Raw genomic sequence first — 10,378 nt, forward strand, 5'->3', positions numbered from 1 at the left:
TATAATTAATCTTTATAATTATTTATTTTAAATATAAAAATATATATAATAAATCATTAAATTTATAATTTTATAAGAATTTATAATATATAATTTTTTATATTTTAAAAGGAGAGATTATGAAAAAAGTTTTTTTATCTTTACTACTTGCATCTTTTTTAAATGCAGGAGAGCTAAATATAGCAGCAGCTGCAAATATTTCTTATCCATTAGAAGAATTAAAAGCAGCTTTTAATGAGAAATATCCGGATATTAAATTAGTTATTAATACTGGTGCTAGTGGTGGTTTTAATTCACAGATTAAAAATGGTGCTGATTTTGATGTGTTTTTAGCAGCTAATATGGATTTTGCTACAGATTTAGAAAATTTGACTAAGAATAAAGCAACTTCTTATGCGAAAGGAAGATTATTGCTTTTTGCACCTAAAAAAGATGCTAATTTAAAAGGTTTAGAAAATGCTAGTTGTATTGCTATAGCAAACCCTAAAACAGCACCTTATGGTAAGGCAGCTACTGAAGTTTTAGCAAAGGTCAAAAATTCAAATAAAATCATTCAAGCTACAAGTATAGCGGCTACTTTATCTCAAACTATTAATGCTTGTGAATATGGTTTTATAGCGGCATCATCTAAAGCTGAATTATTAAAATTAGGTTATAAAGATGAAAATATGCTTTTAGTTGATGAAAATTTACATGAGCCGATTTTACAAGGTATGATAATAGTTAAAAATAGTGAAGATGCTAAAAAGTTTTATGATTTTATATTAAGTGATGAAGCAAAGGCGATTTTTAATAAATATGGATATGAATGAAATTTGCTTAAAATATAGTTTCAAAGATTTTACTATAGATGCTACGATTAGTTTAAAAGAAAGTGAAATCGTAGCACTATTTGGAGATAGTGGAAGTGGAAAAAGCACGATTTTAAGATTACTTGCTGGACTTTTAGGTGATGGAATTTTACCTAAAAATGAACTTGCTTTTTTATTCCAAGATTGCACTTTATTTTCAAATTTTAATGTGTATGAGAATTTGCTTTATTCTAATACTAAGACTTTATTTGATGATTTAAAAATTATTTTTTCAAGGTCAAAGGCGAATGAATATTATGATGAATTATTAAATTTGGCAGGTTTAAGTGATAAGAAATTTGCAAATTTGAAGACACTAAGTGGCGGAGAAAAACAACGCTTAGCATTAATTTGTGCTTTAAGTAAAAAAGCAAAATATATATTACTTGATGAGCCATTAAGTGCTTTAGATGATACTAATAAAATTGCTTTAATAAATTTAATTAAAAAAATTAATTCTACATATAAATGCACAATAATTTTAGTTTCACATTCTTGTTTTGAAATTTATTCTTTAGCAAGTCGTGTTTATATGATACACAATGGTAAAACCATAAAATGCTTAAATAGGCAAGAATTTTATAATGAAAAAATAAAAAATAATGAGTTGATATGCAAGATTTAGAACCAATTTTTTTATCATTAAAATTATCTTTTATTTGTGCTTTTGTTTTATTTATTTTATGTTTATATCCAGCATTTTATTGTGCTAGAAATGATTTTTTTGCTAAGAAATTTATAATTAGTGTTGTATCATTGCCATTAGTTTTACCACCTACTGTTTTAGGATTTTATCTTTTGGTTTTTTTAAGCCCTAATAATTTTTTGGGTGAATTTTTAGCAAAATATGATATTAAATTAGTTTTTAATTTTCAAGCTTTAGTTATAGCATCTTTAATTTATTCTTTACCATTTATGTTTAATCCTTTATATACAGCATTTAAGGCCTTGCCTAATAATTTATTTGATAGGGCAAAATTATTAGAAAAATCTATACCTAATATTATTTTTCGTCTTTCATTACCATTAATTTTTCCTAGTTTAATTAGTGCTTTTATTATGACATTTGCTCATACTATGGGTGAATTTGGAGTTGTTATGATGATAGGTGGAAGTATTACAGGTGAGACTAAAGTAGCATCAATCGCTGTTTATGAAGCGTTAGAAAATATTGATTATACAAGAGCGCATGAGATTAGTATTATAATGCTTTTAATATCATTTGCTTTTCTTTTACCACTTCAATATATTAAAAATAAATGATTTTAGTTTATAAATTTATTATTTAGAATATTATATAAATTTATAAAAATAATTAAAAATTATGATTTATCGTATGAAAATTGAATAATAATGATATAAAATTAGCAAGTAAAATACTTGCTAATTAGAATTCAAAACCACCACCAGGTAAGCGTTTTGCTTTAGGGACTTGATAATTATCCTTATGTGATACACCACTTTTATTAGCATTATCTACAAATTTACAAATATTACCTTTGATTACACTACCTTCTATTATATTTGCATAACTAATTTTTGCACTAGCATTTACAACTTCTACCTTTCCAGTGTAAATTTCTTCATTACCTGTAGTTTCTTTAGTATAGCTATCAACAATTTTTGCACCTAATTTATAGCATTCTAAAACAGCACCAATATTCATTTTTTGAGTAAATACTGCTTGATTATTACTAACTTTTTCAACCTTTGGCGGGTAAATTGCTGCTTGAATATTTTCTACTATTCTTTGAGCAACATTATCTAAAATTCTATTATACTCAAGACTGCTTGGTTCTTTTGCTTTATTTGTTATAGTAATTGTATCACTAAATCTAGTCTCTCTAGTAGCTGGAATTATTATTTGATAACTTAACATTAAAGATAAATTTGCACTAGAGCCCCCACCTAAATTTCCTATTAGTGGATTTGCCTTATTTTCGCTTACTCCAGCATCTTCAAGTGTATAACGAAGCATATAATCACTTCCTAATACACGGTTCATTTGTAATTTTTCATCACTTGCACCTGTGCTATTTATTATACTCATTTCGTTTATGTATTCTAAATTTGCACTTCTATCAAGTAGGTTAAATTTACGAGTTTTATGAATTTCGCTTTCAATTTTTACTAATAAATCATTACTAACTTGGTTAGCACTTTTTCCAAAAATATAAAAATCATTATTTTTATAAGCAGGATAAACTACTATTCTACGGCGATTATTTTCTTTTCCAGGAGTTTTATAGCTTTTTACACTTGAATTTTTTGTAACATTTACTATAACTTTATATCCTGTAGGTGTTTGTTCTGTAGATACTACATCAAAAGTGCTAAAACGACCATTTGTAGCTTTGCTTATTTTTTGAGAAAACTGAGCGTTTATATTTGTACCATCGTTTGAGCTTTCCATTTGTGTTTGCGAAAATGAATTTGTGCTTTTAATGTAAGCACCATTTAGCTTTGTTACAGCTTCAGCTATTGCATTATCCACAGCTTCGCTGTATGTTACGCCGTATCCTTCGCCTGTAGCACTTTTTGAATAATGTTTAGTGGTTGTAGCTGCACTTAGACTTGTTAAAAACAAGCCTAAGAATATTATTAAAATTTTTTTCATAATTAAAAGTCCTCTACTTCAACATTTCTTGAACGAATAATTTTTTGAGTATTAGTTGGTGGAGTTATTGCTTGTGTAGGTTTTAAGCCGTTTTTTGACTCATGAACACTTGCAGGTGAATAATAAAGCATCACTCCTGTTATACCTTGCTCACCTTTTGTTTTTTTCCAGTTATTTACAACTTTTGTTCCTATTAATTTCATACTTGCACTAGCACTCATATTTTCTTGAAATACTGTTGAAATAGCATTTTCTTCTACTAAACCACCTGTTTGTTCATCAATGCCATCTTTACTCTTAACTTCAACAGCTACTTTTTCCATAGTTCTTTGAACTGTTTTTGCACTTTCTTTTGCACTAATTTGAGTTCCTATAAACATAGCTAAATTTTGTTCTGCGTTCATTTGTGCAACTTTAATAGCATTTTCAGCCTTTCTATCTGCAAATTTGCCTTTATTTTCATAGTTTTTCATACCATAAGAAATTAACGCTGGTTGGCAATTTTCATCATAGAAAAATGTAAGCCCTAATTTTGAAAGTGGAGTTTTAATACTATTTGCTAATTCTCTTGCATTTTTGCATTGTTCTTTTTTAGCTGTTGGTTTTGCTAAATATCCACCTTTTAAAGCTGCTGCTAATTCTATTGATTTAGGTGATATATAAGCTACTAGACCAACTTGGTCATAACCATTTTTACCTTTTACAATATAATTTTCATAAGGAATTAAACCGTTCACAGCACCAAATGCTGTTTTAAGCGATTCTGTTTTAAAATCTTGAGAGTTTTTGATTTTTTCAGCTCTATAAATTAACTCTTGTTCTTTTATAGCATCATCTCCTGCGATTTTTTTAATTAGTGCATTTATAATGTTTTCTGCTGTTTTGTTTTTTTCTTTTTGACTTTTAATTTCTTGCTCTATTAATTTATCAATATCAGCATCGCTTAAATCATCACTATAACCACTTAAAATATTTTTTGTTTGATAAATACCGTATTTTTCCATAACTATTTTTGCTTTTAACCTTAAAAATGCTTCATTGTAAGCACTTGCTAAATAATCATAGTATTTTGGGTCTTCTCTAAATACAGGAATTGGAATAGCAGGAGAAATGAAAGCTTCTCTTCCACTTGCTTTATCCTCTATTTGTTCTGCTACTTCACTCATCATTCTTAAAATATCATTTTCGTCATCAACAAAACCATTGTTTTCATCACTTACTGGCAAAGTCTCATCAGTAGCTTTTATGTCTTGGCTTACAACACTTTCTTCTTTAGGTGCTACTACTTCACTTGTAGCTTGAGTAGGTGTTTGATTAGCCACTTCTTCAGCTAATGCACCAACACTTATAACACTTGCTAATACTGAACTTAATAAAATTTTTCTTACCATGTTACGCTCCTATTTGAACCTGCTTTATTAACTTTTACTTCTTCATCCCATTCAATTAAACCTGTGCCTGTATCAGTTAATCTTAGTTGAAAATAATAATCTACTCTTTGTTTAGAACCTGAAATTTTTGTGTTTCTTTGGATAATTTTTCCACTAAGTGATAAATCAGCTGCCTTTAAAGAACCTTTAGCTGCTATTGTCCCTTGGTCAAATTCATCATTATCTCTTAACTCTCTCATATTATAAGTAGCCTCATCTCTAGCACCATTTGCACCAAGTGCTGAAGTAACCTTTACTCTTCCTGTTTGTCTTAATGCTCTTTCAATTTTTGCTGTTATTAAATCAGTATCAAAATGTTGCATAGTATCATTTACAACTCTTGATACTACTAGATAATGTCCAGCTTTTGAATTTGTAAAATATGGACTTGCAAGCATAGAATCAATCATTTCTCTTGCAACTTTATCAATATCAGCATCGTCAATACCTAAAGATACTGGCTTTTCAGCTTTATTATTTGGTGTTGGTTGAACATATTCAGGTGCAACACACGCACTAAGTCCAAGTGCAACCATTAGTGATAACATATAAGTTTTTTTCATAATTATTCCTTTCATTTTGTTATTTTATAAACTTGAATTTTATATGCCCTTGCTTGAGAAGATGGTGCAGGGAATTGTAAATATACTATATCGTTAGGAAATATTGTTACTTCTTTTTTTCCTAAATTTCCAGTATTTATGTGGTGTAAATTTTTATCAAACCAATCAATGCTAATTTTGATTTTTTGCTCACTACTTTTTAAATTTGTAAAATTTATATTAGCTAATAATGTTTCATTTTTATAATATACATCTTCAGTACAAGCTAGATTTTTATTTAAACTAACATCTGTATAAATTACATTTTGACATTGATTTAATGCTTGAACTACTGGCTTATTTGTGCTTTGTGTATTAGCACAAGCACAAAAACACAACATACTAAGACCTAAAATATACTTTTTCATATTACTCCTTTTACTTATCTTTCTTCAAAAATTTGTTTATAAAACACTCCAGCAATAGGTGATTTTATATATATTACAAAGTGTTTATTTGGGTTTAAATTTTCTTCTAATATTATCTCTTTGTTTGGGTTTGATATAATTATTTTTCCATTGTTTGGTACTCTTGCTACTTGATATTCTTTAGGAACTCCTACGAAATATCTAGTATCAGCGTGATTTGTTAAAAATGTAAAAATATTAGTAGCTAAGCCTAAAGTTCTATCTTCTTTAGTAGCGGCTGTGTTTAATGCTGTTTTTGCTGTTAAATTTATGATTGTTTTTGTTACACGGTATGCTAAATTTGCTTTGTATTCTGCCGTAATTACACTATCCATATCACTTAATAATTTAGTATCTTTATCATTTATAAATAAATAATCATAAGATTTATAGCTATCACCTAAAGTAGCCATAGCAAAGTTTAAGCTAGATAAACCTGCAACCCCGTCGTTTGTTACCATAAATGGGATTGTGAAATTCGTTTCTTTTAAATTTAAACCATACCCATTGTCAAATATTAGCCATATATATTTTCCATTATTTGATATATCCATACTTGATATGATTTTATTTTTAGATTTTTTATTTTTTTTAATATTAAAATTTGTATTAGCTAATATGTAATCTTGTGCTATATAAATATTATTTTCTTGAACACTCGTTTCTCTAAATTGAAATCGTGCTTTACTATAATCTTTATCTAAAACAAAAAATAATCCAGCAAAATAACTAACAAATGGATTCGTAAAATCTTTGTATGCTTTAGTTTGTAAAAAATCAAAATTTTCTTGTATGATTTTATTAGCCATATTGTTATTTTCATCAGTGCTATTTAGCTTTTCTCGTTTTTTTGATATAGCTTTTTCAAATTCATCTCTAGCAATTTCTTGTCTATTAATAGCACGATTAATTTCAACTCTAGCTGCACCATAATCTTTTAACGCTAGATAATCCATAGCTTTATAGGTATTCGTTAGTATTCTTTCAAAATACAAGCCCTCATAATCTGTTGCGTTTTGATTAGTAACAGCGTGTAATACTTCTTTACCAGCTTTTTTAGCTATATTTTCTTCGTCTACACTAAATCTATAATTATCTTCTACAATATTAAAGATATTTATACTTTTTTGAAATTCTCCACATAAAAATGCTTTATATCCTAAATAGCTCCCATGATAAACTGGGTCTTTTATAGATATTAAATTTTGTGGATTTTCTTTGTCATCGTATTTTAAATTTTTATTATTTAAATCACAATTTTGTGTAGCTATATCATTTACTTTTGCTTTATTTTCGGTATCAAAACCTGTAAAAACTGCTGTAGAACATGATGTTAAAAATAATATTGATATAATTAATATTAAATATTTATTTATTAATCTCACGGTTACCCCCCCCCCTATTAATATTTATTAATCTTATTAATTTTTAGTTAATAATAATTAAACCTATTAGTTTAATTCTAGTATTTTAATAGGAAGACCCATTTTATTCATTTCATCAAAGAATGGTTTTGCATCAAATTCTTCCATATTAAACACACCTTTTCCGCTCCATTTGCCACTTGCTATTAAATATGTTCCAATTGCAGCAGGAACGCCTGTTGTGTAGCTTACTGCTTGAGCGCCAGTTTCAGCGTAGCATTCTTCATGCACGCAAACATTATAAATATATACTTTTTTAGCCTTGCCATCTTTAATACCTTCAATAATACAACCTATGTTTGTCTTGCCTTTAGTCCTTGCACCAAGACTTGCAGGGTCAGGTAAAAGTGTCTTTAAAAACTCAATAGGAATTATCTTCATTCCTTGATGTTCAACTGGCTCAATTCCTAGCATACCTACATTTTTAAGACAATTCATATGTTGAATATAGCTTTGTCCAAAAGTCATAAAAAATCTAATTCTTTTTAAACCTTTTATATTTTTACATAAGCTCTCAAGTTCTTCATGATAAAGTAAATAGCTATCTTTAACCCCAACTTCAGGATAATCGTGTTCAACTTTAATCTCAAGTGGTTTAGTCTCAATCCACTCACCATTTTCCCAATATCTACCATTTGCACTAACTTCTCTTAAGTTTATTTCAGGGTTAAAATTAGTTGCGAAAGCATAGCCGTGATCTCCTGCATTACAATCCATAATATCAATTGTATGAATTTCATCAAATAAATATTGCTGCGCATACGCACACATAACATTGGTTGCACCTGGGTCAAATCCACTACCAAGCAGTGCAGGAACACCAGCTTTTAAAAAGTCATTATTTCTAGCCCATTGCTCTTTATATTCAAATTTAGCTAAATCAGGATGTTCGTAATTTGCTGTATCAATGTATGGAATTTTAGTTTGAGAACAAGCGTCCATTAAAGCTAAATCTTGATAAGGTAAAGCCACATTTAATAAAATCGTAGCGTTTATATCTTGTATAAGCTTAACAACTGCATTTGTATCATCAGCATTAATCGTAGCAGTTGCAATCTCAACCCCTAAACGCTCTTTAATAAAACTTGCTATCTCATCACATTTGCTCTTTGTCCTACTTGCAAGAGTAATTTTGTCAAAATATTTGTATTCAGCAGCTTTATAGGTTGCTACACGGCTAACTCCACCAGCTCCAATTATTAATAAATGTTTCATATTTTCTCCTTAAGATTTTTTTACTATATTATCCTAAAAATGATAAAAATAAATTTATTCTTATCAAAAATATAAATTTAATGATACAATCGTGCAAAATATGAAAAAAAGGACAAAAATGAAAGATAAATTATGGGGTGGTAGGTTTAATGAAGCTACTAATAAATTAGTAGAAAAATATACAGCGTCATTACCAGTAGAGCCTAGACTTGCTTTATTTGATATAGAAGGTAGCGTAGCACATTGTAAAATGTTAGCGTTTAAAGGAATAATAAGTAATGATGAAAAAGAACAAATTCTAAATGGTTTAGAACAAATCAAACAAGAATTTATTGAAAATAAATTTATTTTTGATATCAGTGATGAAGATATACATATGGCTATAGAAAAACGATTAAAAGAAATCATAGGCGTAGTGGCTGGAAAACTTCATACAGCAAGGAGTAGGAATGATCAAACCACACTTGATTCTCATTTACAAATGAGAGCATATATTAAGGATATTGTAAAAGAATTAAAAAATTTACAAAGTGTTATTATAAAACAAGCACAAGATAATATAAGTGTTATTATGCCAGGTTTTACACATTTACAAACAGCACAACCGATTTTATTTTCACACTGGATAATGGCATATTTTTGGATGATAAATAGAGATATTTTAAGATTTAAAGAACTTTATAATAGACTTGATGAATGTCCTTTAGGTGCTGCTGCACTTGCTGGAACTACTTTTGATATAGATAGATTTTTTGTAGCAAAGGAATTAAATTTTAGCAAGGTTAGCGAAAATAGTATTGATACTGTAAGTAATCGTGACCATATGATAGAGTTTTGTAGCGTTAGTGCGATTTGTTTTTCACATTTTTCAAGGTTATGCGAAGAACTTATTTTATTTATGTCAAATGATTATAAATTTATTGAGCTTAGTGATGATTTTTGCACTGGTTCAAGCATTATGCCACAGAAAAAAAACCCAGATGTATGTGAAAAAATGCGTGGTAAAAGCGGTAGAATGTATGGAAATTTAATGGCTATGCTAACTATTATGAAAGGTTTGCCACTTGCGTATAATACCGATATGAGCGAGGATAAAGCACAAGTTTATGATAGTATGGATACTCTTTTTGATAGCGTTGTGATACTTAGCAAAATGCTTGAAAAAATGAAAATAAATGCTGATATTATGAAAAAAGCAGCTACGAATGGTTTTTCAAATGCTACTGATTTAGCCGATTATTTAGCAAAAAAAGGCGTTGCGTTTAGAAATGCACATGAAATTACAGGAAAAATCGTAAATTATGCTATAAAAAATAATAAAAAATTAGAAGAAATTGACCTTAAAACCTTGCAAGAATTTTCTACACAAATTAGCGATGATATTTATGAAAATATTAGCTTAATTACTTGCGTAAATAAAAGAATGTCTTATGGTGGCACAGCTACTAAAATGGTAGAAATTCAAATACAAAATGCTTTAAAAGAATTACAAAAAGCCTAAATTTTAGGCTTTTTTCAAAATTAATATTTTTAAAATCAATTATTACAATTTTGCTTATTAAATTTTTAGTATTTTTAATCAATATAAGTTTATTTTAATAGCCTTTTTATCGTTGTTTTCTTTATTTTTTTCATTACACCTTTGTGTAAATAAAGTGAAATTTATTTTTTAAGGAGTGACCCATGAAAAAGGGCTTTACAATGATTGAGTTGATTTTCGTAATCGTGATTATCGGAATTTTAGCAGCTGTTGCTGTTCCAAAATTAGGTGGTATTAAAGACGACGCTGAAGCTACAAAAGCTGTTGCAAACCTAAGCACATTTAAAGGTGA

11 protein-coding genes are annotated in these 10,378 nt (G+C 28.3%); 5 read left to right on the top strand and 6 right to left on the bottom strand.

All coding sequences use genetic code 11. The annotated features are described in order from the left end of the window. Nucleotides 1-119 precede the first annotated feature (119 nt). The 3 genes from modA to modB are packed head-to-tail and all read left to right on the top strand — an operon-like array spanning nt 120 to nt 2,114. On the top strand, nt 120-812 hold the full coding sequence (modA, locus tag NY022_RS07155) for a molybdate ABC transporter substrate-binding protein (protein ID WP_267524784.1): 693 nt from the start codon (nt 120-122) through the stop codon (nt 810-812). Then, nucleotides 799-1,476, top strand: a complete 678-nt coding sequence (locus NY022_RS07160; protein WP_267524787.1) for an ATP-binding cassette domain-containing protein — start codon at nt 799-801, stop codon at nt 1,474-1,476. The genes modA and NY022_RS07160 overlap by 14 nt, the downstream gene beginning before the upstream one ends. Next, nucleotides 1,464-2,114 (top strand): molybdate ABC transporter permease subunit, encoded by a 651-nt coding sequence (gene modB / locus NY022_RS07165; protein ID WP_267524789.1) that lies wholly within the window; start codon nt 1,464-1,466, stop codon nt 2,112-2,114. Before NY022_RS07160 ends, modB begins: the two co-directional genes overlap by 13 nt. 124 nt (nt 2,115-2,238) lie before the next feature. Here modB and NY022_RS07170 read toward each other — a convergent pair whose 3' ends face one another. The 6 genes from NY022_RS07170 to NY022_RS07195 form a co-directional block, all read right to left on the bottom strand. Further along, nucleotides 2,239-3,468: a hypothetical protein gene (locus NY022_RS07170; protein WP_267524791.1), complete on the bottom strand. Its 1,230-nt coding sequence runs from the start codon at nt 3,466-3,468 to the stop codon at nt 2,239-2,241. 2 nt (nt 3,469-3,470) lie between these two features. Next, entirely contained in the window at nt 3,471-4,859 is a 1,389-nt protein-coding gene (locus NY022_RS07175; RefSeq protein WP_267524793.1) for a hypothetical protein, read from the bottom strand. Beyond that, complete coding sequence (lpoB, locus tag NY022_RS07180; protein ID WP_267524795.1) at nt 4,853-5,461, bottom strand: penicillin-binding protein activator LpoB; 609 nt, start codon at nt 5,459-5,461, stop codon at nt 4,853-4,855. The genes NY022_RS07175 and lpoB overlap by 7 nt, the downstream gene beginning before the upstream one ends. Before the next feature lie 11 nt (nt 5,462-5,472). Next, nucleotides 5,473-5,868: a hypothetical protein gene (locus tag NY022_RS07185; protein WP_267524797.1), complete on the bottom strand. Its 396-nt coding sequence runs from the start codon at nt 5,866-5,868 to the stop codon at nt 5,473-5,475. Nucleotides 5,869-5,882: 14 nt separating this feature from the next. Next, complete coding sequence (locus tag NY022_RS07190; protein WP_267524800.1) at nt 5,883-7,292, bottom strand: hypothetical protein; 1,410 nt, start codon at nt 7,290-7,292, stop codon at nt 5,883-5,885. 66 nt (nt 7,293-7,358) lie between these two features. Further along, the gene (locus NY022_RS07195) at nt 7,359-8,546 is read right to left on the bottom strand and encodes a saccharopine dehydrogenase family protein (RefSeq protein WP_267524802.1); all 1,188 of its coding nucleotides are present in this window, start codon (nt 8,544-8,546) and stop codon (nt 7,359-7,361) included. A gap of 118 nt (nt 8,547-8,664) precedes the next feature. Between NY022_RS07195 and argH the strand changes: the two genes are divergently transcribed. After that, the gene (argH, locus tag NY022_RS07200) at nt 8,665-10,047 is read left to right on the top strand and encodes an argininosuccinate lyase (RefSeq protein ID WP_267524805.1); all 1,383 of its coding nucleotides are present in this window, start codon (nt 8,665-8,667) and stop codon (nt 10,045-10,047) included. Between the two features lie 182 nt (nt 10,048-10,229). Next, a partial coding sequence (locus tag NY022_RS07205) for a prepilin-type N-terminal cleavage/methylation domain-containing protein (protein ID WP_267524820.1) occupies nt 10,230-10,378 on the top strand: 149 nt, incomplete at its 3' end.

The organism is Campylobacter sp. MG1 (genome assembly GCF_026616895.1).
Classification (GTDB): domain Bacteria; phylum Campylobacterota; class Campylobacteria; order Campylobacterales; family Campylobacteraceae; genus Campylobacter_E.

What these genes read in the sequence shown, in the direction of transcription:
- NY022_RS07170 (WP_267524791.1), bottom strand. Translation starts at nt 3,468, where the DNA reads ATGAAAAAAATTTTAATAATATTCTTAGGCTTGTTTTTAACAAGTCTA.
- NY022_RS07185 (WP_267524797.1), bottom strand. Translation starts at nt 5,868, where the DNA reads ATGAAAAAGTATATTTTAGGTCTTAGTATGTTGTGTTTTTGTGCTTGT.
- NY022_RS07175 (WP_267524793.1), bottom strand. Translation starts at nt 4,859, where the DNA reads ATGGTAAGAAAAATTTTATTAAGTTCAGTATTAGCAAGTGTTATAAGT.
- argH (WP_267524805.1), top strand. Translation starts at nt 8,665, where the DNA reads ATGAAAGATAAATTATGGGGTGGTAGGTTTAATGAAGCTACTAATAAA.
- modB (WP_267524789.1), top strand. Translation starts at nt 1,464, where the DNA reads ATGCAAGATTTAGAACCAATTTTTTTATCATTAAAATTATCTTTTATT.
- lpoB (WP_267524795.1), bottom strand. Translation starts at nt 5,461, where the DNA reads ATGAAAAAAACTTATATGTTATCACTAATGGTTGCACTTGGACTTAGT.
- modA (WP_267524784.1), top strand. Translation starts at nt 120, where the DNA reads ATGAAAAAAGTTTTTTTATCTTTACTACTTGCATCTTTTTTAAATGCA.
- NY022_RS07160 (WP_267524787.1), top strand. Translation starts at nt 799, where the DNA reads ATGGATATGAATGAAATTTGCTTAAAATATAGTTTCAAAGATTTTACT.
- NY022_RS07195 (WP_267524802.1), bottom strand. Translation starts at nt 8,546, where the DNA reads ATGAAACATTTATTAATAATTGGAGCTGGTGGAGTTAGCCGTGTAGCA.